The sequence below is a fragment of the Nocardioides sp. AN3 genome, from assembly GCF_054653495.1.
Genome location: NZ_BAAIGC010000001.1, coordinates 377,492 through 400,208, shown reverse-complemented (window position 1 = coordinate 400,208; position 22,717 = coordinate 377,492). Strand labels below are relative to the sequence as shown.

The following is a 22,717-nucleotide window of genomic DNA, read 5'->3' as shown; positions in this document are numbered from 1 at the left end:
ACTCGTCTGCATACCTCGACGAACAGGCGGCGCACGCCAGGATCAGCCGAGTGTCTTGACGAGCCTCTCGAAGGCCAGGTCCTCCCGCTGGGGCAGCCCGAACCGCTCGTCGCCGTACGGGAACGGCGACAGCTCGCCGGTCCTCCTGTAGCCACGCCGCTCATAGAACGCGATGAGCTCGTCGCGGACGGAGATCACCGTCATCTCCATGCTCCTCGCGCCCCACTCCTCGCGCGCGATCCGCTCGGCCTCGGCCATCACCACCTTGCCGAGCCCGCCGCCCTGCGAGCCGGGACGCACTGCGAACATGCCGAAGTAGCACACCGCGCCCCGGTGCTCGAGCTGACAGCACGCGACCAGGTCGCCGTCGCGCTCGGCCAGCAGCATCCGGCTTCCGGAGCGCACGATGACGTCGCGCACGCCCTCCGGGTCGGTCCGCTGACCTTCCAGGATGTCGGCCTCGGTGGTCCACCCCGCGCGGCTGGCGTCCCCTCGGTAGGCCGACTCGACGAGCGCGACGACCTCGGCCACGTCGGCGGCGGTGGCGTCGCGGAACGTCAGCATCGGGCTGGTGCGCACGGCGCCCAACCTACCGTCGCTTCCCACCTGGCCCGCCCACCCGGGCCGCCCACCAGGCAGGCCGCGCGCCGGCCGCGCTCGTCAGGAGCTGGCCCGCTCGACGAGGTACGTCGGCAGCATCCGAGCCCCCGGCACCTCGGTCGGATCGGAGATCGTGTCGAGGAGCACCTCGACCATCGCCCTCCCCATGGCGTCTGCGGACTGGTGCACGCTGGTCAGGCCCAGTGAGACCGCGACCGGGGAGTCGTCGAAGCCGACCACGGCGACGTCGCCGGGCACCGCACGACCGCTCTCGCGCAGCGCACTCATCGCGCCGGCCGCCATCAGGTCGTTGGCCGCGAACACCGCGTCGAGGTCGGGATGCCGCTCGAGCAGCGCGCGCATCGCCGCCTCACCGCTGTGCTGGCCGAAGTCGCCGTGCTCCACGGTGAGGGGCGCCAGCCCCGCCTCATCGAGCTGCGCGAGGTAGCCGGCGAGCCGATGGTGGCCGACGGCCATGTCCGCCGGACCGGCGATGGTCGCGATCCGCGTGCGGCCGCGTCCCAGCAGGTGGGCGACGGCCAGTCGGGCGCCCTCGGCGTTGTCGTTGTCGACGTACCCCACGCCCGGCCCCGGCGGCGGACCACCGCCGAGGACGACGGGGATGCCGCGGTCCCGGATGCGGCCGGGCAGCGTGTCGTCGTCGTGCAGGGACAGGAGCAGGACACCGTCGACGCGCTGGCGGGTGAGGTAGTCCTCGATGTGGCCGGCACGCTCGGCCGGCGCCAGCATGAGGACGAGCTGCTTGTCGGCCTCCGAAAGAGCACCGGCGATGCCTCGGACCACGCCTGCGAAGAACGGCTCGCCGAAGAACCGTTCCTCCGACTCCGCGATCACCAGGGCGATGGCGTCGGTCCGGTTGGTCACCAGCGAGCGGGCCGCGTGGTTCGGGACGTATCCGAGCTCCTCGATCGCGGCGTGCACGGCGTCCCGGGCACGGGACGACACCCGCGATGCGCCGTTGATGACGCGCGAGGCCGTGCCCCTGCCGACCCCTGCTCGGGCCGCCACGTCCTCCAGCGTCGGACGGCGCGCCTGTGACATGCGGTTCAGGATAGGGGCCGCGCGTCGTCGCCCGCGCCCCCGGCGGGGCGGCCCGGCACCGCGTGGCCGAACGGCACGGTGTCGGAGACGCCCAGGGCGACGAGCACCGAGGGCAGCAGCGCCTCCGCCGTACGCCGGTAGCCGAGCTCGCTCGGATGGAAGCGGTCGAGGCTGAACATCTCGTCCGGGTTGGTGATGAAGAACGGCCCGACCACCTTCGCGAGGCTGACGACATACGCGCCGGCGCTCAGCGCCGCCTCCGCCTGCGCCGCTGCGAGCTGGCGAGAGACCCGCGAGCCGAGTGCGCGCAGCGGGTTGGGGACGGCCCGCAGCGCGCCGAGGTCCGGGCAGGTCCCCACGACCACCGGCGTGCCGCCCTCACGGAGGCGGTCGACCACCTCCGTCAGGTGCTTGACGGACTCGGCGACGGGCACGCGGTGGATGACGTCGTTGCCGCCGACGATGAGGATGGCGACGTCGGCGCGGTACGTCGCCGGCAGCCGCTCGATCTGCGCCATCACCTGTGACGTCTCACTGCCGACGATCGCGCCGGTCGTCAGGTCGACGGACCGGTGCGTCTGCTTGGCGACCTTCTTCGCCAGCCGTGCGCCGAGCGTGCCGCTGCCGTTCTCCGCCCCGAGTCCCGCGGCGATCGAGTCACCGAGGACGAGCAGGCGGATCGGGTCGCCGTACCGCTTCTTGTAGCGCTTGTCCGCCCGCGGCGCCACGTCGCCGAGCGGCTTGCCGATGAGGGCCCGCGCTGTCGCCGCCTGCCGCTTGAGCAGATGCCGGGCGCCGACGCCGGCGGCCGCGCCGAGCGCACCGACCGCTCCGGCGACCCCGGCCGTCACGGCCATCGCCCCCAGCAGCCTCGGGTTCACTCGCTCCATGGAGCGAGTGAACCCGGGGCTCGTGAACCCCCGGTGAACCTCCGGTGTGCTGAACGGTCGCAGATGACCGCGGGACGAGCGCCGAGTTGCGGCGCTCGTCCCGCGGTCATCTGCACCGTTCACCCGGAGGGTCAGGCCAGGCCGGCGGCCTCGAAGGCGTCGTAGGACGGCGAGATGGTGGCGCGCGGGCCGACCTGGCCGGAGACGGCGTCGAGGGTCTTGAGGCCGTGGCCGGTGTTGATGATGACCGTCTCGAGCGAGGTGTCGAGCTGGCCGCTCTCGACGAGCTTCTTGAGCACCGCGGTGGTCGTGCCGCCGGCGGTCTCGGTGAAGACGCCCTCGGTGCGGGCGAGCAGCACGATGCCCTCGCGGATCTCGTCGTCGGTGACCTCCTCGACGGCGCCACCGGTGGAGCGCGTGACGTCGAGGACGTAGATGCCGTCCGCGGGATTGCCGATGGCGAGCGACTTGGCGATCGTGTCGGGCTTGACGGGGCGGATCGCGTCGACGCCGGCCTTGTAGGCGGTGGCGACCGGGTTGCACCCGACGGCCTGAGCGCCGAAGACGCGGTAGGGCTTCTCCTCGACGAGGCCGAGCTTGATGAGCTCACCGAATGCCTTGTGCACCTTGGTCAGCTGCGAGCCGGACGCGACGGGGATGACGATCTGGTCGGGCAGGCGCCAGCCGAGCTGCTCGGCGATCTCGTAGCCCAGCGTCTTGGACCCCTCGGCATAGAACGGCCGGACGTTGACGTTGACGAACGCCCAGCCGTCCTCCTCGGCCGCGATCTCCTGGGCGAGCTTGTTGACGTCGTCGTAGTTGCCGTCGACCGCGATCAGGTTGTCGGTGAAGACAGCCGAGTTGATCTGCTTGGGCTGCTCGAGGTTGCTGGGGATGAAGACGACGGTGCGGATGCCGGCCCGTGCTCCGGCGGCGGCCACGGCGTTGGCCAGGTTGCCGGTGGAAGGGCAGGCGAAGACCTTGGCATGGAACTCGCGGGCGGCGCTCAGCGCGCACGCGACGACGCGGTCCTTGAAGGAGTTGGTCGGGTTGGTGCTGTCGTCCTTGACCCAGAGCTTGGCGAGGCCGAGCTCGCGCGCCAGGTTGTCGGCACGGAGCAGCCGGGTGAACCCGGGCTCGGTGTTGGGGCTGGCCTCGATGTCGTCCGGCACGGGGAGCAGCGCCTTGTAGCGCCAGATGTTCGCGGGGCCCGCCGCGATCTCCTCCCGGGTCACGGCCGGGAAGTCGTAGGCCACCTCGAGGGGGCCGAAGCACTCCGGACAGGCGTACGACGGGCCGAGCTCGACCTCCGTCCCGCACTCGCGGCACGACAGCGCGCGAGCGTTGCCGAAGGCGCCTTCACGGACCTGCTGGGTCTCCGGGGCAACGGTGCTCATGAGTCCTCCTCCTCATCTTCCCCGCACGCGGATCTCGCGCCGGGCCGGAATTAGCACCTCTTCCACGAACCGGCCCGCAGGGGCGGCGGAGGCTCGTGGCGGTTGCCGGGACTTCAACGGGCCGTTCCCTCAGTCCCTCTCGATGAGCAGGCCCAACTGTAGAGGCGACGACGCCGCACGCAGAAACCGGGGTCCAGATGCTGGGCAGAAATCCCAACATCCGGACCCCGGTGAGGCGTCCTCAGGCCGCGTCGGACGCGGTCACCCGCGCCGTTCCACCCTCGGCCACCGGCTCGAGCGCACCGCGCACCACGTCGCGGACGTCACCGACCACGTGGACCGTGAGGGCCTCGAGCACCTCCGCCGGCACGTCGTCCAGATCCGGCTCGTTGCGCAGCGGCACGAACACCTCGGTCAGCCCGGCCCGCTGGGCGGCGAGCAGCTTCTGCTTGAGGCCACCGATCGGCAGGACCCGGCCGTTCAGCGTGACCTCGCCCGTCATGCCGACCTCGGCACGCACCGGGCGACCGGTGGCGAGCGACATCAGCGCCGTGACCATGGTGATCCCGGCGCTCGGGCCGTCCTTCGGCACCGCACCCGCCGGCACGTGGACGTGGATCTGACGGTCGAGCACCGACGCGTCCACACCCAGCTCGGCGGCGTGCGACTGCACGTAGGACAGCGCGATCCGCGCCGACTCCTTCATGACGTCGCCCAGCTGCCCGGTGAGCGTCAGGCCCGGCTGGCCGTCCGAGGCCGAGGCTTCGATGAAGAGCACGTCGCCGCCGAGTCCCGTCACCGCGAGACCGGTCGCGACGCCCGGGACCGCCGTACGCTCCGCCGACTCCGGCGTGAACCTGGGGCGCCCCACCAGAGGCTTGAGGCCCGGCTCGTCGATCGACACATGCGTCTCGCCGGTGGCGAGGCGCGTGGCCGCCTTCCGCAGCGCCTTGGCGAGCAGCCGCTCGAGCTGACGTACGCCGGCCTCGCGGGTGTAGTTCGCCGCCAGCTCGCGCAGCGCCTCGTCCGTCACCGACACCTCGTCCGCCGTGAGCGCCGCCCGCTCCAGCTGGCGCGGCAGCAGGAAGTCGCGGGCGATCGCGACCTTGTCGTCCTCGGTGTAGCCGTCGATCGTCACCAGCTCCATGCGGTCCAGCAGGGCCGACGGGATGGACTCGACCACGTTGGCGGTCGCGATGAAGACGACGTCCGAGAGGTCGAGATCGAGCTCCAGGTAATGGTCGCGGAAGGTGTGGTTCTGCGCCGGGTCGAGCACCTCGAGCAGGGCCGCAGCGGGGTCGCCTCGGTAGTCCGCACCCACCTTGTCGACCTCGTCGAGCAGCACGACAGGGTTCATCGAGCCGGCCTCCTTGATGGCCCGCACGACCCGGCCGGGCAGCGCGCCGACGTACGTGCGCCGGTGCCCGCGGATCTCCGCCTCGTCGCGCACGCCGCCGAGCGCGACACGGACGAACTTCCGTCCTAGCGCGCGGGCGACCGACTCGCCGAGCGAGGTCTTGCCGACGCCAGGAGGACCTGCGAGCAGGATGACGGCGCCCGACCCACGGCCGCCGACGACCTGGAGCCCGCGCTCGGCCCGGCGGGCGCGGACGGCGAGGTACTCCACGATCCGGTCCTTGACCTCCTCGAGGCCGTGGTGGTCGGCGTCGAGCACGCGCCGGGCCTCGAGGACATCGGTCGAGTCCTCGGTCGTCACGTTCCACGGCAGGTCGAGCACCGTGTCGAGCCACGTGCGGATCCACGAGGCCTCCGGGTTCTGCTCGCTGGCGCGCTCCAGCTTGTCGACCTCGCGCAGCGCCGCCTCGCGGACGTGCTCAGGCAGGTCGGCGGCCTCGACGCGCGTGCGGTAGTCGTCGGCGCCCTCCGGCTCGCCCTCGCCGAGCTCCTTGCGGATGGCGGCGAGCTGCTGACGCAGCAGGAACTCGCGCTGGGACTTCTCCATCCCCTCTCGGACGTCCTCGCTGATCTTGTCGGTCAGCTCGGCCTCGGCGAGGTGGTCGCGGGTCCAGCCGATGACCTTCTCCAGCCGCTCCTCGACGTCGGGCGTCTCGAGCAGCTCCCGCTTGCGGTCGTCGGAGAGGTACGGCGCGTAGCCGGCCGTGTCGGCGATCTGACCGGGTTCGGTCAGCCGGCTGACCTGGTCGATGACCTGCCAGGCCTCGCGACGCTGGAGCACGGCGACGACGAGCCGCTTGTACTCCTCAGCCAGCTCCCGGGCGTGGTCGGTGACGGTCTCGGTGACGGGTTCGACCTCGACCCAGAGCGCGGCACCGGGACCGGTGACGCCGGATCCGATGCGGGCACGGGACTCGGCGCGCAGGACCGCGGCGGGGCCGCCGCTCCCGCCGTTGAACGACTGGGTCCGGCCGACGCGGTCGATGACGGCGATGGCGCCGTACGACGCGTAGCGGTCCTCGAGCCGCGGCGCGACGAGGACATGACCGTCGCTGCTCGCGCGGGCGGCGTCGACGGCGGCCTGGGCCGCCTCGTCGAGCGCGATCGGCACCACCATGCCCGGCAGGACCACGAGGTCCGAGACGAAGAGAACGGGAAGACGATCCATGAGACTCTCCTGGACTTGAGTTGTGTCGACTCAACTTCCACGGGGTCACGTTTGATCCTCTGTTCGCCGTGGGCGGACAGGGCCCGGATGTGGGTCTCGATACGCTCGCTGGCGCTCGCTACTCGACCAACGAAGCGCGCCCGCTGGTCGAGTAGCCCGAGCCGCTGGGCGAGGGCGTATCGAGACCCCGCCCCCGACTCAGCCCGAGATGTCCTCGGTGAGCCGCCGCAGGAGCTCGAGGACGCCATCGGGCCCGTCGACGACGACGTCGGCGAGGGGGACGAGGGCCGGCTGCTCCTCGGAGGCGGAGCAGACCAGCAGGGTCGGCAGACCCTCCTCGCCGTAGGCGCCGACGGTCTCGAACGCCTCGACGTCGCCGAGGTCGTCGCCGGCGAAGAGGAACCCCTTGGCGTCGAGCTGCGTGATGAGCCGGTCGACGACGAGACCCTTGTCCATGCCGTCGGAGCGGACCTCGATGACATTGCGGCCGGGCTCGATGATGAGGTCGTGCGTCTCCGCCTGCTCACGCAGGACGGGCAGGAGCCGCTCGAAGGCCGCGTCGGGATCCGGCAGCCGCCGCGTGTGGACGGCGATCGCGAGGCCCTTCTCCTCGACGTAGGCGTCGGCGGCGTCGGCGGCGCGCAGCGTGCGGGGCAGGTCTCGTAGGAACGTTGCGAGGCCTTGGGGCGGCCGGGGTCCGATGATCGTGCGGTGGGAGGCGCTCCACCGCTCGTTGCCGTACTGCCCGAAGACGTAGAGCTCCTTGCCGGCGGCTGCGAACGCGTCCCCGACCTGCTCCAGTCCTCCGAGGTCGAGCACCTGCCGGGCCGGGCGTCCGGTCACGACGGCGACCGCGAGCACCTTCTCGGCGAGCGCGACGAGGACGTCACCGGCGTCGGGATGGATGTGGGCCTCGCCGGGGTCGTCCACGATCGGCGACAGCGTGCCGTCGAAGTCGAGCGCGACGACCACGCCGGGCGCGGCGGCCACCAGCGCGTCGTACCTGTGCTCTCCCTCGGTGGAGGCGAACTGCATGACGTCAAGCCAACCATGCCTGCCCGGGCTATGGGGAACCGCCCGGGACGAACGTCACACAGCGGGGGCGGATCCGTTCAATGGACCCGTGAGCTGCTCGAGCGCGGGAGCGACGAGGCGCGACCACGAGGCCGTGATGTGGTCGTCGTCGTAGAAGACCACGTGGTCGCCGACGACCAGCGGGCACGTGCCGTCGGAGCAGATGAGGGCACGCGGATCGACGAACCTCACGCCGGTGCCGGCCAGGCCCCGGACGGTGAAGCCGTTCGACAGCACCCCGTCGCCGGCGACCGGCGCCAGGCAGGTGGCCTGGTCGGCGCCGGGCGTGGTGAGGCAGTCGGATGCGGGGAGGGCCCGCTGCGGGATGTCGCCGAGGACGAGGACGTCCGGAGCGAGGGCCCTCAGCGCACGCGCGGTCGACGCCACGCCCTGCTGCCAGGTGCGGCCGCGCGTCAAGCCGGGCCGGGCGCGCGTCTGGTAGAGCCCGCGGTAGGCGACCACGACGGTCGTCGGCCGGAGTCGGGCGATCTGGGCGAGCGCCCAGCTGTGGAAGCCCCGGCAGGCGACATAGTCGCGATGACCCAGGCTCTGCGGCACGTCGAACGGCATGCACGACGACTTCACGAGCGGTACGACGCGGAAGTGCTCGGTCTGCCCGATCGCGTCCAGCGCCGGCAGCCACATCCCGGCGTGGGAGTCGCCGTACACCACGACAAGCGGCGACGCCGCCCGGTCGCCGTAGGTGCAGAGCCGGGACGTGGTCGCGTCGAAGTCGGCGTAGCACGGAAAGTCGGTCCGCCAGATGTCGCTCTGGTGCTCGGCGAGGTCGACGGGGGGCAGCGGCGCCCCGTTGCGGGCGAGGCCGACCGCCTCGGCGATCGAGTCCGGGATGCTGGTCTGCGCAGTCGGCACGGCGACGTCGGGGTGGGCAGCGAACCACACCTCGGAGTCGGCCCGATCCCGGGCGAGCACCGCCTCGGCGTGCGACGTGGCGGCCAGCGAGGACCCGACCACCAGACCGAGCGTGGCCGGCCACAGGACCAGCCCTCGGTGACCCCGCAGCGACGGGAGCCGACGCTGGAAGGGCCGCTCCACCAGGAGGTAGGTGAGGGCCGAGGCGGCCAGGGTCAGCGCGAGGAGCACGCCGACGCGCGCGGCGTGGCTCCATTCTTGAGGCAGGTGCGACTCGCCCAGCACGAGGAAGGGCCAGTGCCACAGGTAGACCGAGAACGAGATGTCCCCCAGCCAGCGCAGCGGTGGCACGGAGAGCACTGTCGCGACCGGCCCACGGCGGGCCGCCAGCAGCGCCGTCGTCGCGGCCACCGGGACGCCCGCATGCCAACCGGGGAACGCCGTGCTGGCGTCCATCGTCGTCGCCGCCCAGCCGAGGACGACGGCGCCGGTGATGCCGAGCAGCCACTGCGCCCGCCGCGGCACCCGCGGCGCGAGCACCGCGAGCAAGGCGCCGGCCGCGAGCTCGTAGCCACGGGCGAAGGAGGAGAAGTAGGCACCCGTCGGGTCGAGCTCGGTCGTGTGCAGCGACCAGGCCAGCGAGGCCAGCGCGACCGTCCCGGTGATGGCCGCGACCATCCCCCGCCGGGCCCGGTTCCACACCAGGAGTGCGACGACGACGGGCCACACCAGGTAGAACTGCTCCTCGACCGCCAGCGACCAGTAGTGCTGGAACGCCGAGGGCAGGTCGGTGTTGAAGTAGTCGGCTCCGGTGCGCGCGAAGTGCACGTTGGCCAGGAACCCGGCCGACCAGAGCGCGTCCGTGCGGGTCTGCTCGGTCCTGGTCAACGACCCGGCCCACGCGGTGAACGCCAGCGTCACGACCAGCACCAGTGTCGCTGCGGGGAGGATCCGCCGGGCCCGGCGCGCATAGAAGTCGCGCAGGCCGATCCGGTCGGTGCGACGCCCTTCGCTGAGCAGCAGGCCGGTGATGAGGAAGCCCGAGATGACGAAGAAGACGTCGACGCCGATGAAGCCGCCCTGCACCCCGGGGACGCCTGCGTGTGCCACGACGACCAGTCCGACTGCGATCGCGCGCAGCCCCTGGATGTCCCGGCGGCGATTCACTGAGGTCCTTTGTCGGCGACGGCCTCAGTGCAGAGGACCGGTCAGGATGATCGTGAGCCGGTCGAGCTTCATCGGGTCGATGGCCTTCGCGGTGCGCTTGATCCCGAGGTCGAGCGCGAGCTGCTTGCCCTCCCGCTTGAGCTTCGCCGGGTAGTAGACCGTGGTGGCCGGAATGCTGCCGTACCAGTTGTCCGCGCCGACCACCTGCCACCCGATGGTGGACGCCTTCTGGCTCACCACGCCGGCCAGGCCCTTGGTCGGGGTGTTGTTGAAGACCTCGACCATGACCTTCTTGCGGACGACGGGCTTGGGCGGGTGCGTCGGGGTGGGCTTCGCGGTCGGCGTCGGGGTGGAGGTCTGCGACGTGCGCGGCTCCGACACCGCCACGATCTCGCGCTCGGCGGGCTCGTGCCCGCGGGTGATGACGAACGTGACGGCCGCCATCAGCACGGCGACGATGCTCAGCATCATCACCGGCGACGGCAGCACGACGCCGCGCTGGTCCCTGCGCCTGGTGCTCATGTCAGATCTCGAAGCCGAGGCGGCGGGCGGAGCGCTGGCGCTGGCGGGCGGCCCGCAGCCGACGCAGCCGTCGCACCAGGAGCGGGTCGGCCTCGAGCGCTTCGGGGCGGTCGATGAGGGCGTTGAGCACCTGGTAGTAGCGGGTCGCCGACATGTCGAACTTCTCGCGGACGGCGGTCTCCTTCGCCCCGGCGTACTTCCACCACTGACGCTCGAAGTCGAGAATGTCGCGATCGCGCTCGCTGAGCGCGGGGCTCTGGGCCTCGCTCGGTGAGGCGGCGCTCTCCGCAGCCATCGGACTCCCCCGTCCTTGGTGTTGCCGGTCCGTACGTCGCGCCCCACTCTAGACGAGGAATCACAGCGATGTAGTTCTCTGGCGACGGCGTGCCGAGCGCAGGGTCGGTGCACGGTCGGTCGCCGGGTCGGTGCCGATAGCGTGGCGACGTGACCGCCGACACTCCCGTGCGCTGGGGCATCCTCGCCACCGGCAAGATCGCCCACGCCTTCGCACGCGACCTCCATGCCACGCCGGGCGCCGAGCTCGTCGCCGTCGGCTCCCGCCGCCTCGGCTCTGCCCAGGCGTTCGCCGCCCAGCACGGCGGCCGGGCCTACGGCTCGTATGAGGAGCTGGTCGCCGACCCCGACGTCGAGGTGGTGTACGTTGCCACCCCGCACGCCTTCCACCTCGCCAACGCCCGCCTGGCCTTCGAGGCGGGCAAGCACGTGCTCTGCGAGAAGCCGCTGACGCTCGCGACGGCCGACGCCGAGGAGATGGTCGCGCTCGCGCGGCAGCACGACCGCTTCCTCATGGAGGCGATGTGGACCGCCTGTCACCCGACCATCGCGGCCCTGCGACGGCGGCTCGCGGACGGCGACTTCGGGACGCCGCGGCACTTCCACGCCGAGCTGGGCTTCCTCGTCACCGCGGGGGCGAGCGACCGCATGCTCGACCCGAGCCTGGGAGCCTCGGCCCTGCTCGACATGGGCATCTACCCCCTCACCGTCGCGCACCTGCTCTTCGGCGAGCCCGAGTCCCTCCAGGCGGTCGGCGACACGCGGACGGCGGCCGGCGGCACCTTCGACCTCGACGTCGCGATCGCCGGGCGCTACCCGGGCGGCGTGCTCGCCACGATGACCGCGTCGATCACGTCGTGGTCGTCCCGAGCCGCTGCGATCGCCACCGACCGCGGCCGCATCGACCTCGACGACTTCCACCATCCGACACGTGCGGTCTTCACCCCGACGGCGCCGATCACAGACTGGACCGCCGAGGAGGCCCCGGCCGAGCCGGTGGCCATCGAGCCGGACGGCCCGGTCATCGGGTCCGGCTACGGCAACGAGATCGCCGAAGTCGGCCGCTGCGTGCGCGCCGGACTCCGAGAGTCCCCGCTGGTGCCCCACGCACAGACCCTCTCGCTGCTGCGGCAGATGGACGAGGTGCGGCGCCAGGTCGGCGTGACGTTCGACTGACGGCGCGTGCGGGCGGTGCGCATCGGGTAAATGGACGTCGATATGGTCAACAGCATGCAGGCCGATCTCGTGGTGGTCGCCAACCGCCTCCCCGTGGACATGGTGACCAATCCCGACGGCTCGAAGGGGTGGCGCACCTCTCCCGGGGGCCTGGTGACCGCGATCGAGCCGGTGCTGCGGGCCAACGACGGCGTCTGGATCGGCTGGCCGGGTGGGACCGATTCCGACCTGGAGCCCTTCACCGACGACGGGCTGCGGCTGGTCCCGCTCTCGATGTCGGCCGAGGAGATCGAGGAGCACTACGAGGGCTTCGCCAACGGGACCCTGTGGCCGCTCTACCACGACCTGGCGGCGCGGCCTGAGTTCCACCGCGAGTGGTGGGACACCTATCAGCGGGTCAACCGGCGGTTCGCCGAGAAGGCCGCCGAGGTGGCCGCCGAGGGTGCGACCGTCTGGGTGCAGGACTACCAGCTGCAGCTCGTGCCCTCGATGCTGCGCGGCCTCAGACCGGACCTCACGATCGGCTTCTACCTGCACATCCCCTTCCCGCCCGCCGAGCTCTTCTCCCAGCTGCCGTGGCGCCGTCAGATCCTCGAGGGCCTCCTCGGCGCGGACCTCGTCGGCTTCCAGCTCGCCGGGGCGGCGCAGAACTTCATCCGGCTGGTGCGCCAGCGGGTCGGCCACAAGACCCATCGCGACCTCGTCTACCTGCCCGACGGCCGCACCGTCCGCGCCGCGGCGTTCCCGATCTCCATCGACGCTGAAGGGCTGGAGGAGCTCGCCCAGACCGAGGCGGTCATCGAGCGCTGCAAGGAGATCCGTGAGGCGCTGGGCAATCCGCGCAAGGTCTTCCTCGGCGTCGACCGGCTCGACTACACCAAGGGCATCTTCGCGCGCCTGCGCGCCTTTGCCGAGGTCATCGCCGACGGCCACATCGACGTCGAGGACGCCGTCTTCGTGCAGGTGGCGGTGCCCAGCCGCGAGCAGGTCGAGCAGTACAAGGTGCTCCGCGACGAGATCGAGCGTCTCGTCGGCCGCATCAACGGCGACTACGGCCGGCTCGGCCGCCCGGCGATCCACTACCTGCACTCGTCCTACCCCCGCGAGGAGATGGCGGCGCTCTACCGCATGGCCGACATCATGGTCGTCACCCCCTACCGCGACGGCATGAACCTCGTCGCCAAGGAGTACGTCGCCTGCCGCGCCGCCGACGACGGAGCCCTCGTCCTATCGGAGTTCGCCGGCGCCGCGGACGAGCTGCGACAGGCATGGCTGGTCAACCCCTACGACCTCAACGGCATGAAGCAGGCGCTGCTCGACGCCTACCGGGCCGAGGACCGCGAGCGCGCCCGCCGCATGCGCGCGATGCGCCGGACCGTGCGCCAGCACGACGTCGCCGCCTGGGCCGACTCCTTCATGACCTCGCTCGCCGACGTGCCCGGCAACCACGCCAAGACGCTGCGACCGGCCCGGAGGTCCTGAGCCGGCCGTCTCGCCGGTCGAGTAGCGAGCGCCAGCGAGCGTATCGAGACCCGGCCGTCTCGCTGGTCGAGTAGCGAGCGCCAGCGCGCGTATCGAGACCCGCATCGACCGCCGGCCGACGCTGCGTCACGCCAGCGCCGGGATGACCTCACGCTCGAAGAGCTCCACGCCGGAGGTGTCGTAGGTGAGCTCCGGGAAGTAGCCGATGTAGTAGGCCAGGCCCAGGTCGCGCACCTTCGAGAGCCGCTCGACGACCTGCTCGGGCGTGCCGGCCAGCGCGCCCGACAGCATCTGCCGCGCGTACGCCCCGCCTCGGCTCTGGCCGAGCGCCTGGGTGAAGTGGTCGGTGAAGCGGGCCTTGCGGTCCTCCACCTCCGCCTCGGTCGACCCGATGAAGGTGTTGTAGTTGGCCGAGCGGGTGATCTCGTCGACGTCGCGGCCCACCGCGCGGCAGTGCTCCGCCAGCAGCGCCGACTTGTGCGCGAACACGTCGGGTGAGCCGTCGAAGTTGGTGTAGTCGGCGTACTCCGCAGCGATCCGCAAGGTGACCTTCTCGCCGCCGCCGGCGACCCAGATGGGAATGCCGCTGCGACCCTGCTGCACCGGCAGCGGCCGGCAGATCGCCCCGTCGACCTGGTAGTAGTCGCCGTTCAGCGTCGCAGCCCCCTTCGTCCACGCCTGGCGGAAGATCTCGACGCCCTCGCGGAGCCGGCCGAGCCGCTCCTTCGGGGCCGGGAAGCCGTAGCCGTAGGCGCGCCACTCGTGCTCGTACCAGCCGCCTCCGATGCCCATCTCGAGGCGTCCGTAGGAGACATGGTCGACGGTGGCCGCGACCTTCGCGAGGTACGCCGGGTTGCGGTAGCTCATGCACGTGCACATCTGGCCGAGCCGGATGCGGGAGGTGTCGGCGGCGAACGCGGCCATCAGGGTCCACGCCTCGTGCGTGGCCTCCTCCGACGGCTCCGGCGTGGTGTGGAAGTGGTCGTAGACCCACAGCGACTCCCAGGCGTCGACGCCGTCGAAGCGACGCGCCAGGCCCCGCATCGTGGTCCAGTGCTCGGCAGGGTCGATGCCGACGAGGTCGTAGCGCCAGCCCTGCGGGATGAAGACTCCGAATCTCATGTCCGTGACGGTACCCAGGTCGGCGTCGAGCAGCGGGGCCGGGCGCGGGCGCCGGCCGCCGAGCCCGCCGCTGGGCGACCCCTCCAGGGGCGGCGCTCGGCCGACCGCGTCTGTACGGTGTCGTGCGTGCCCGACCGCCCGGACCCGCGTCAATCAGCTCTTCGCCGCCGGGAGCGTGCGCTCCGACGGCGACCGCATCGGCAGTGGACACGCTTGCGTGGAGCGCGCCAGTGCGTCCGCTCGGCGTCGACCCGCCTGATCCTCCGCGGTCGGCTGCGGTGAGCGCTCTCGCGGGCCTCGTCTCCAAGGGGCTCATCGCTCAGGACTGGTCACAGGCGCTCGCACCGGTCGACGAGCAGGTCGCCGCGATGGGCCGCTTCCTCCGCGACGAGCTCGCCCTCGGCCGTCCCTACCTTCCCGCCGGAGACCGCATCTTCCGCGCGTTCCAGCGACCGCTCGCCTCGGTGCGCGTCCTGGTCGTCGGGCAGGATCCCTACCCGACGCCCGGCCACCCGATCGGACTGTCGTTCGCGGTCGAGGCCGACGTGCGACCGCTGCCGGCGTCGCTGCAGAACATCTACCGCGAGCTCGCCTCCGACCTCGGCATCACGCCGCCGGCGCATGGCGACCTCTCGGCATGGGCCGACCGCGGCGTGATGCTGCTCAACAGGGCGCTCACCGTGCGCCCCGGTGCCTCGGCCTCCCACGCCGGCAAAGGCTGGGAGGCGATCACCTCGCGTGCGATCGAGGCCCTCGCCGCGCGCGGCGGCCCCCTCGCCGCGATCCTCTGGGGCCGTCAGGCGCAGTCGCTCAAGCCATTGATGGGCGACGTGCCGTGCGTGGAGTCGGTGCATCCGTCGCCCCTGTCGGCGCATCGCGGGTTCTTCGGCTCCCGGCCGTTCTCACGCGTCAACGAGCTCCTCGTCGAACAGGGCGGGGAACCCATGGACTGGACTCTGTGATTTTGCGAGTGAACCGCCAGCCCCAGCCCGCCGCGGCGCCGGTCTTGCCTGGACGCAGCGCAGCGAGGGAGCGCCAGCGAGCGAGCGGAGCGGAGGAAGGCAAGACCTGGCGGGCGCCGCGGCACGCGCCGAAGCGAAGCGGAGGCGCAATTCAGCGCTGCGTGAGCTCGTCCAGCTCCACCAGGTCCGCCTCGCTGGGCTCCCAACGCAGCGCGGCGGCGTTGGCCCGCACCTGGTCGCCGGAGGTCGCACCGGAGATGACCGACGAGACGCCGGGCTGAGCGGCGAGGCCGGCGATGGCGACGTCGAGGGGCGACAGGCCGCGGGCGGCGGCGTACTTCTCGAAGGCCTCGATGGTGTCCCAGTCGGCGTTCTCGAGCCAGGGCCGTCGGCCCGCTTCGAGCGCCAGACGGGAGCCGGCGGGCGGGGCCTCGCCGCGCTTGTACTTGCCCGTGAGCAGTCCGGCTTCAAGCGGGAAGAACGGCAGGACGCCGAGCCCGAATCGCTCGGCCGCGGGGATCACCTCGTCCTCGATGTCGCGGGTGAGGAGGGAGTACTGGTTCTGCACCGAGACGAACGACTCCAGACCGGCACTCTGCGCCGTCCATGCGGCGTCGGCGACCTGCCAGCCGGCGAAGTTGGAGCAGCCGAGATAGAGCACCTTGCCTTCGCGGACGAGGTCGGTCAGGGCGCTCAGCGTCTCCTCGATCGGCGTGAGCGGGTCGGGCTCGTGCAGCTGGTAGAGGTCGATGTGATCCGTGCGCAGCCGCCGCAGTGACGCCTCGACGGCGCGACGGATGTAGCGACGCGACCCGCGGGCGCCGAAGTCCTCGCCGTTGGCGCCGCCCATGTCCATCCCGAACTTGGTGGCGAGCACGAACTCGTCGCGTTGCCCCGCCAGCGCCTCGCCGAGCAGCTCCTCGGACCCGCCGTGCGGGTTGCCGTAGATGTCTGCGGTGTCGAGCAGCGTGACCCCGGTGTCACGGGCCGCGGCGAGGATCCCCTTGACGCCGTCGAGGTCGACGCGGCGGCTGAACGCGTTGCAGCCGATGCCGACGGCGCTGACGATGAGGCCGGAGTCGCCCAGGCGGCGGTAGGTCATGTCGGTCACGGCGTCGACCGTACTCGCGCGGTTGGAGCGCGTTGGCGCGGGGCGCCAGGATGGGCAAGTGCAGATCCTGTCGATCCAGTCCCACGTCGCGTTCGGGTATGTCGGCAACTCCGCCGCCGTGTTTCCCCTGCAGCGGCTCGGCCACGAGGTGTGGCCGGTCCTGACGGTGAACTTCTCCAACCACACGGGGTACGGCGAGTGGCGCGGACCGCTCATCGCGCCGGACGACGTGGCGGCGGTCATCGACGGGATCGCGGAGCGCTCCGCCTTGGGCGAGATCGACGCGGTGCTGTCGGGCTACCAGGGCGACCCCGCGGTCGGGGCGGTCATCCTCGACGCCGTCGCACGGGTGAAGGAGGCGAACCCTGACGCTGTCTACTGCTGTGACCCGGTGATGGGCGACGTCGGCCGAGGGTTCTTCGTGCGGCCTGGCATCCCCGACTTCATGCGGGACAAGGTGGTGCCGGCGGCCGACATCATCACGCCCAACCACTTCGAGCTGGACTTCCTCTCGGGGCGCACCACCACGACCCTCGACGAGGTCGTCGATGCGGTCGACGTCGTGCGCGAGACCGGCCCGCGGGACGTCCTCGTCACCTCGGTGGTCCACGGTGCCCTGGGATCGGAGGAGCTGGACCTCGTCGCCGTCTCGGACGCCGGCGCCTGGGCCGTCACGACCCCGCTGCTGCCGATCACCCCGAACGGCGGCGGCGACGTGACGGCGGCCGTCTACCTCGCCCACCTGCGCACGACGGGCTCCCCTGCCACCGCCCTCGGGCTGACCGCGAACACGCTCTTCGCCATCCTCGAGACGACGCTGGCGTCCGGTCGCCGCGAGCTCGAGCTGGTCGCGGCGCAGGACGCGATCGCTGCGCCGCCGTCCCGCTTCGAGGTGCGCCAGCTTCGCTGACACGCGATCTCGCTGGTCGAGTAGCGAGCGCCAGCGAGCGTATCGAGACCCGTATCGAGACCCGACCCTCAGCCGAGCGCGCCGAGGAAGGCCAAGATCCGCTCCATCGCCAGCGCGGCGGCCGTCGCGTCGAAGTCGTCGCTGCTCGGGTCGGCGAACAGGTGACCCTTGCCGTCGTAGACGTTGATCTCGGCGTGCGGGATCTGCTCGACGAGCGCCTCGGGCGCCCCCTCGTCGACCCATGGATCGCCCTTCATCCAGTGGTACTGCGCTGGCACCCCCTCCGGCCACGGACCGGCGACGTTCTGCGGAGGGACCGGGGAGAACAAGCCGACGAACCCACGCGCGCCGGGTCGCAGCACCGCCAGCCGCGTGCCGTAGACGACGCCGAGGGACATGCCGACGTAGACGAGCTCGGCCGGCAGGCCCTCCGCCGCCGCCTCGGTCCGCTCGATCATGCCCTCCCAGCCGATCGACTCCTCGAAGGCGGCGCCCTCCTCGACGGTGGCGAACGTCTGCCCGAAGAGGTCCGGCGTGTGGACGGTGTGCCCGGCATCGCGCAGCGCGCCACCGAACTCGTGGACGCCCGTGGTGAGTCCGAGCGCGTGGTGGAGCAACAGGATCTCGGCCATGCCCCGACCCTACGGACCCGCACCGACATCCGCCGAGAGGTGCTCCTAGTACGACTTGCCGTCGGCGTACCGCTGCTTGCGCCAGGCCCGCCCCCGGCCGCGGTTCCTGCTCTTGTACGTCGGCAGCTGGCTGTCACAGTTCGGACAGATCAGGCGGAGGTTCTCGCGCTTGTTGTTCGAGGCGTCGCCGTCGATGTGGTCGAGCACGAACCGGAGCTCCGCCTCCATCCACAGCGCCGGGCAGGCACAGATCGCACAGAGCCCGCTTTGCTGCTCGAATACGTACAGCCGAATGTAATGTCGATGATTTCCGGCTGGCTCGCCGACGCCCGTCGCCAGCCACTGGGCGACGTTCCGCGCACGCTCGTGTGCTCGCTGGCACGCGTTGCTGCAGTAGGAGAACTGGCTGCGCTTGGTCATCTCAGCGCCGCAGGAAAGACATGTCTTCATGTCGGGCACAATAGATTCTGCCTCCGACAATTTGAGCCGGTGACAGGACTCGAACCTGCGCTCTTGGTCTTACAAGGACCCTGCTGTACCAACTCAGCTACACCGGCGTGGCCGCGAGCGGCCGGACGCCATCCTAGACAATGACGGCATGCTCGACCTCCTCGGCCGGCCACACCACGACGGCTCCCCGCTCTACCTCTCCGACGAGGCACCTGCGCTCGGCAGCACGGTGAGCGTCCGCGTCTGCGCGAGCACCGAGGACCCGATCGTGTGCATGTGGGTCCGGACGACGTACGACGCGGAGCCGACGTACCACGTAATGACCCGCGAGACGACCCGCGAGACGACCCACGAGACGACCCACGAGACGACCCACGAGACGACCCACGAGACGACACAAGCCGGCGCGGCCTGGTGGTGCGGCGAACTCCCGATCCGCAACCCGGTCACGCACTACCGCTTCCTCTTGGAGCGCGCCGACGGGACCCAGACGTGGCTGACCGCGGCGGGCGAGGTGGCCTACGACGGCAGCGACACGTTCGACTTCAAGGTCACCACCTACGACCCGGCGCCGGACTGGGCGCGCGACGGGGTGGTCTACCAGGTCTTCCCCGACCGCTTCGCCAGGAGCAAGCGGGCCGACGAGCGCCCCACACCGACCTGGGCGGTCCCCGCCGGCTGGGACGACACCGTCGTCTTCGAGAGCTCTGACCCGCGCACGCCACTGCAGCTCTTCGGTGGCGACCTCGACGGGATCGTCGACCACCTCGACCACCTGGAGGAGACGGGCGCGGACATCGTCTACACGACACCCGTCTTCCCTGCCGAGAGCAACCACCGCTACAACGCGAGCACGTTCGGCCACGTCGACCCGCTGCTCGGCGGCGACGAGGCTTACCAGCGGCTCAGCGGGGCGGTCCACGAGCGCGGCTGGCGCCTCCTCGGCGACCTGACCTCCAACCACACCGGCGACACCCACGAGTGGTTCCGCCAGGCGCAGCAGGGCGGCACGACGCGGGACTGGTACTACTTCCTCGGCGAGGGCTACGAGACCTGGATGGGCCACCACACCCTCCCGAAGCTCAACCACGCCAACGACGAGCTGCGCCGGGTCATGATCGAGGGGCCCGACTCGGTGGTGGGACGGTGGCTGCGGCCGCCGTACGACGTCGACGGCTGGCGCATCGATGTCGCCAACATGACAGGCCGGCTCGGGGACATCGACGTCAACCACGACGTCGCCCGCATCATCCGAGCCACCGCCGCGCAGCAGCGCGAGGAGACGTTCGTCATCGGCGAGCACAACCACGACGCCTCCTCCGACATCGACGGCGACGGCTGGCACGGGACCATGAACTACTCGGGCTTCTCGTGGCCGGTCTGGTCGTGGCTGCGGGCGGAGACGACCGATGCGCGCCCGTTCGGGCGACCGGTCCCGGTCCCACGCCGGCCGGGATCGCTCGTGCGCCGCAGCCTCGACGAATGGCGGGCGCGCTACGGCTGGCGGGCGACCACCCAGTCGTGGAACATCCTCAGCAGCCACGACAGCGCCCGGATCAGGACGCTGGTCAAGGACCCCGACGTGCATCGCGTCGCGGCTGGGCTGCAGTTCACGCTCCCGGGCGTGCCGATGCTGTTCGCAGGCGACGAGCTCGGCCTCGAGGGCGTCAACGGCGAGGACGGCCGTCGCCCGATGCCGTGGGACCGCCGGGAGGAGTGGGACACCGCGACGTTGGCGACGTACGGCGCCCTCGCCGACCTGCGTCGCCGGCACGTCGCGCTGCGTCGCGGCGGCCTGCGGTGGGCGTACGTCGACGACAACTCCCTCGTCTACGTGCGCGAGCACCCCGACGAGACGATCCTCGTGGCCGCCCGCAGGTCTCCCGGCCCCGAGATCGCCGTCGATCTGCCGGCCGGCGACCTCCTCCTGAGCACGACGGGCGACGAGCGCACGTTCGCGGGGACCGTCCCGGCCGCCGAGCGCGCCACCGTCTCGCTCTGGCGGCTCACGTGACCCCGCACCGGTGACACACTGAGGGCCGTGGCACTTCGCATCGTCGCCAACCGCCCGGACCCGGCGATCCTGACGCTCCCTTGGGACACCCCGCTCGAGGAGTGGACCGAGCAGGTCGTGCCGCTCCCCCGCGGTCTGTCGCGACACGTGGTGCGGATCGTGAGGCTGGGGACCCGCGTCTATGCGGTGAAGGAGACCCAGGAGGACATCGCCTTCCGGGAGTATCGCCTCCTGCGCGATCTGCAGCGGATGCAGCTGCCGGCCGTCGTGCCGCAGGCGGTCGTCGCCGGCCGGCCCGACCACGACGGGCAGCCCCTCCCCGCCGCCCTGGTCACCCAGCACCTGGCCTTCTCGCTGCCCTATCGCAGCCTGTTCGAGCACGGCCTCGCGCCCGAGCAGGTCCACGGCATCATCGACGCGCTCGTCGTGCTGCTCGTCCGTCTGCACCTGGCCGACTTCTACTGGGGGGACGTGAGCCTGTCCAACGTGCTGTTCCGGCGCGACGCCGGCGGCTTCGCCGCCTACCTGGTCGACGCTGAGACCGGGGAGCTCAAGCAGTCGCTGTCGCCGCACATGCGGGAGTACGACGTCACGGTCGGCACCGAGAACGTCTACGCCGAGCTGCTCGACGTGATGGCCAGCGGCGTCGGCAACGCGGCCGACATCGAGCCCGAGGCCGTCATCGACCGGCTGCGAACGCGCTATGACCAGCTCTGGGAGGAGCTGACGTCCGCGGAGACCTTCTCGGCTGAGGAGAGCTGGCGCATCGAACAGCGCATCGAGCGCCTCAACGACCTGGGCTTCGACGTGGAGGAGATCGACATCGTCACCGACATCGACGGCGACGAGATCCGCCTGCAGCCCCGCGTCGTCGAGCTCGGCCACCACGCCCGTGAGCTGCAGAACCTCACCGGCATCGTCGCCGAGGACGCCCAGGCACGCCGGCTCCTCAACGACATCGCCGCCTACACGAGCTCGCGCGGCCTGGGGCGCCTGCCCCGGGAGGTCGTGGCCCAGCGGTGGCTGCGCGAGGTGTGGGAGCCGCTGCAGGCACTCGTGCCGCTCGAGCTGCGCGGCAAGCTGGAGCCCGCGGAGATCTTCCACGAGGTCCTCGTGCACCGGTGGTTTCTGTCCGAGCAGGCCGGACGCAGCATCCCCCTCCTCCATGCCGCCCGCAGCTACGTCGACACCGTGCTCACCCAGAAGCCCGAGGAGGCGCTCGCCGCCGAGCCGGAGTGAGCCAATGCCGGCGCGGACGTCATGCGAGCCGGCTGCTCTGACAACCACTCCGTATGACGTCCCGGGCGAGCGTCGGCGCGGACGTCATGCGAGCCGGCTGCTCTGACAACCACTCCGTATGACGTCCGGGGCGGCGCAGCTCAGGCCCGCGCCTGCGACACGGCGTACAGCACCACCGAGGCGGCGACGGACGCGTTGAGCGACTCGACCGCGTTGACCATCGGGATGGACACGATCTGGTCGCAGGTCTCGGAGACGAGGCGGCTGAGGCCGGAGCCCTCCGCGCCGACGACGACCACGAGCGGGCCGTCGCCGAGGTCGAAGTCCGGCAGCGACACGTCGGACTCCATGTCGAGGCCGACGACCATGCAGCCGGCGTCCTGGTAGGACTTCAGCTGCCGGGTCAGGTTGACGGCCTGCGCGACGGGGATGCGTGCGGCCGCGCCCGCCGACGTCTTCCAGGCCGCGGCGGTCATGCCGACGGAGCGGTCCGTCTGGACGACGACGCCGTGCGCCCCGAACGCCGCCGCCGACCGGACGATCGCACCGAGGTTGCGCGGGTCGGTGACGTGGTCGAGCGCGACGATGAGCGGCGGCTGACCGGCGTCTGCTGCGCGGTCGAGCAGGTCGTCGGGGTGGGCATACTCGTACGCCGGGATGCGCGCCGCAAGACCCTGGTGGCCGTTGAAGCCGGTGAGCCGGTCGAGCTCGGTCTTCGTGACCTCGAGCAGGCCGATGCCGTGCTCGGAGGCCAGCTGGAACGCCTCACGCAGCCGGGCGTCGCGATCGGCGCCCTCCGCGACGTACACCGCGTTGGCCGGCACGCCCTCCCGGAGCGCCTCGACGACCGGGTTGCGGCCGATGATCCACTCGGCGTCGGAACTGGTCCGCCTGCGGGGGCCGCCGGCGCGCTTCGCCTCGGAGCGCCCGGCGAGCTCGGCCGCCTTGTGCGCCTTGTGGTAGGGCCGGTCCTTCGCCTTCGGCGTCGGGCCCTTGCCCTCGAGGCCGCGGCGGCGCTGCCCACCGGACCCGACCGTCGCGCCCTTCTTCTTGCCCGGCTTCACGATCGCGCCCTTGCGCTGGCTGTTGCCTGCCACGTCAGTGTCCTTCTCGGTGGTCGACTGGGCGAGTGCCAGCGACGTCGGTGGTCTCGATG

Annotated in this window: 19 protein-coding genes, 1 tRNA gene, 1 pseudogene and 1 riboswitch; of the genes and pseudogenes, 6 read left to right on the top strand and 15 right to left on the bottom strand. The window is 71.4% G+C overall.

The annotated features are described in order from the left end of the window. Positions 1–42: 42 nt before the first annotated feature. The 9 genes and pseudogenes from ACYQ1K_RS01835 to napA form a co-directional block, all read right to left on the bottom strand. On the bottom strand, positions 43–579 hold the full coding sequence (locus ACYQ1K_RS01835) for a GNAT family N-acetyltransferase (RefSeq protein WP_459980847.1): 537 nt from the start codon (positions 577–579) through the stop codon (positions 43–45). A gap of 81 nt (positions 580–660) precedes the next feature. Further along, positions 661–1,662 (bottom strand): LacI family DNA-binding transcriptional regulator, encoded by a 1,002-nt coding sequence (locus tag ACYQ1K_RS01830; protein WP_459980845.1) that lies wholly within the window; start codon positions 1,660–1,662, stop codon positions 661–663. Positions 1,663–1,667: 5 nt separating this feature from the next. Continuing rightward, on the bottom strand, positions 1,668–2,552 hold the full coding sequence (locus tag ACYQ1K_RS01825) for an SGNH/GDSL hydrolase family protein (RefSeq protein ID WP_459980843.1): 885 nt from the start codon (positions 2,550–2,552) through the stop codon (positions 1,668–1,670). A gap of 131 nt (positions 2,553–2,683) precedes the next feature. Beyond that, complete coding sequence (gene thrC, locus ACYQ1K_RS01820) at positions 2,684–3,949, bottom strand: threonine synthase (protein ID WP_459980841.1); 1,266 nt, start codon at positions 3,947–3,949, stop codon at positions 2,684–2,686. A 9-nt stretch (positions 3,950–3,958) separates the two neighbouring features. Further along, positions 3,959–4,098, bottom strand: a riboswitch (SAM riboswitch). Positions 4,099–4,190: 92 nt separating this feature from the next. Next, positions 4,191–6,533, bottom strand: coding sequence for an endopeptidase La (gene lon / locus ACYQ1K_RS01815; protein WP_459980839.1), 2,343 nt, complete (start codon positions 6,531–6,533; stop codon positions 4,191–4,193). Positions 6,534–6,731: 198 nt separating this feature from the next. Continuing rightward, positions 6,732–7,568, bottom strand: a complete 837-nt coding sequence (gene otsB / locus ACYQ1K_RS01810) for a trehalose-phosphatase (protein ID WP_459980837.1) — start codon at positions 7,566–7,568, stop codon at positions 6,732–6,734. A gap of 54 nt (positions 7,569–7,622) precedes the next feature. Next, on the bottom strand, positions 7,623–9,647 hold the full coding sequence (locus ACYQ1K_RS01805; protein ID WP_459980836.1) for an acyltransferase family protein: 2,025 nt from the start codon (positions 9,645–9,647) through the stop codon (positions 7,623–7,625). A gap of 24 nt (positions 9,648–9,671) precedes the next feature. Next, positions 9,672–10,169 (bottom strand): LytR C-terminal domain-containing protein, encoded by a 498-nt coding sequence (locus ACYQ1K_RS01800; RefSeq protein ID WP_459980834.1) that lies wholly within the window; start codon positions 10,167–10,169, stop codon positions 9,672–9,674. A 1-nt stretch (position 10,170) separates the two neighbouring features. Next, positions 10,171–10,500: pseudogene (gene napA / locus ACYQ1K_RS01795) on the bottom strand (nucleoid-associated protein NapA); the annotation flags it as partial. Positions 10,501–10,613: 113 nt separating this feature from the next. On the opposite strand from napA, the gene ACYQ1K_RS01790 reads away from it, so the two are divergent. Together ACYQ1K_RS01790 and ACYQ1K_RS01785 are read left to right on the top strand one after the other, a co-directional pair. Next, positions 10,614–11,639 carry a Gfo/Idh/MocA family protein gene (locus ACYQ1K_RS01790; RefSeq protein WP_459980828.1) on the top strand — a complete coding sequence of 342 codons (1,026 nt, stop codon included), beginning with the start codon at positions 10,614–10,616 and terminating at the stop codon, positions 11,637–11,639. A gap of 54 nt (positions 11,640–11,693) precedes the next feature. Further along, the gene (locus tag ACYQ1K_RS01785) at positions 11,694–13,121 is read left to right on the top strand and encodes an alpha,alpha-trehalose-phosphate synthase (UDP-forming) (RefSeq protein ID WP_459980825.1); all 1,428 of its coding nucleotides are present in this window, start codon (positions 11,694–11,696) and stop codon (positions 13,119–13,121) included. Between the two features lie 126 nt (positions 13,122–13,247). Here the strand turns inward: ACYQ1K_RS01785 and ACYQ1K_RS01780 are convergent, their stop codons facing one another. Next, positions 13,248–14,243: an LLM class F420-dependent oxidoreductase gene (locus ACYQ1K_RS01780; protein WP_459980823.1), complete on the bottom strand. Its 996-nt coding sequence runs from the start codon at positions 14,241–14,243 to the stop codon at positions 13,248–13,250. 278 nt (positions 14,244–14,521) lie between these two features. Here ACYQ1K_RS01780 and ACYQ1K_RS01775 point away from each other — a divergent pair, with 278 nt between their 5' ends. Then, positions 14,522–15,205: a uracil-DNA glycosylase gene (locus tag ACYQ1K_RS01775; protein ID WP_459980821.1), complete on the top strand. Its 684-nt coding sequence runs from the start codon at positions 14,522–14,524 to the stop codon at positions 15,203–15,205. A gap of 151 nt (positions 15,206–15,356) precedes the next feature. On the opposite strand, the gene ACYQ1K_RS01770 is transcribed toward ACYQ1K_RS01775, so the two are convergent. Next, complete coding sequence (locus tag ACYQ1K_RS01770) at positions 15,357–16,307, bottom strand: aldo/keto reductase (RefSeq protein ID WP_459981167.1); 951 nt, start codon at positions 16,305–16,307, stop codon at positions 15,357–15,359. 67 nt (positions 16,308–16,374) lie between these two features. Between ACYQ1K_RS01770 and pdxY the strand changes: the two genes are divergently transcribed. Beyond that, positions 16,375–17,226 (top strand): pyridoxal kinase PdxY, encoded by an 852-nt coding sequence (gene pdxY, locus ACYQ1K_RS01765; RefSeq protein WP_459980819.1) that lies wholly within the window; start codon positions 16,375–16,377, stop codon positions 17,224–17,226. A 68-nt stretch (positions 17,227–17,294) separates the two neighbouring features. Here pdxY and ACYQ1K_RS01760 read toward each other — a convergent pair whose 3' ends face one another. From ACYQ1K_RS01760 to ACYQ1K_RS01750, 3 genes are all read right to left on the bottom strand, one after another. Then, entirely contained in the window at positions 17,295–17,858 is a 564-nt protein-coding gene (locus ACYQ1K_RS01760; RefSeq protein ID WP_459980817.1) for a dienelactone hydrolase family protein, read from the bottom strand. A 45-nt stretch (positions 17,859–17,903) separates the two neighbouring features. Then, positions 17,904–18,308 (bottom strand): HNH endonuclease signature motif containing protein, encoded by a 405-nt coding sequence (locus tag ACYQ1K_RS01755; protein WP_459980815.1) that lies wholly within the window; start codon positions 18,306–18,308, stop codon positions 17,904–17,906. 34 nt (positions 18,309–18,342) lie between these two features. Further along, positions 18,343–18,415 (bottom strand) — tRNA-Thr (locus ACYQ1K_RS01750). Positions 18,416–18,456: 41 nt separating this feature from the next. Here ACYQ1K_RS01750 and ACYQ1K_RS01745 point away from each other — a divergent pair. Together ACYQ1K_RS01745 and ACYQ1K_RS01740 are read left to right on the top strand one after the other, a co-directional pair. After that, on the top strand, positions 18,457–20,322 hold the full coding sequence (locus ACYQ1K_RS01745; RefSeq protein ID WP_459980813.1) for a glycoside hydrolase family 13 protein: 1,866 nt from the start codon (positions 18,457–18,459) through the stop codon (positions 20,320–20,322). Positions 20,323–20,349: 27 nt separating this feature from the next. Continuing rightward, the gene (locus ACYQ1K_RS01740) at positions 20,350–21,561 is read left to right on the top strand and encodes a DUF4032 domain-containing protein (protein ID WP_459980812.1); all 1,212 of its coding nucleotides are present in this window, start codon (positions 20,350–20,352) and stop codon (positions 21,559–21,561) included. Between the two features lie 140 nt (positions 21,562–21,701). Here the strand turns inward: ACYQ1K_RS01740 and rlmB are convergent, their stop codons facing one another. Continuing rightward, entirely contained in the window at positions 21,702–22,658 is a 957-nt protein-coding gene (rlmB, locus tag ACYQ1K_RS01735) for a 23S rRNA (guanosine(2251)-2'-O)-methyltransferase RlmB (protein ID WP_459980811.1), read from the bottom strand. Positions 22,659–22,717: the final 59 nt, after the last annotated feature.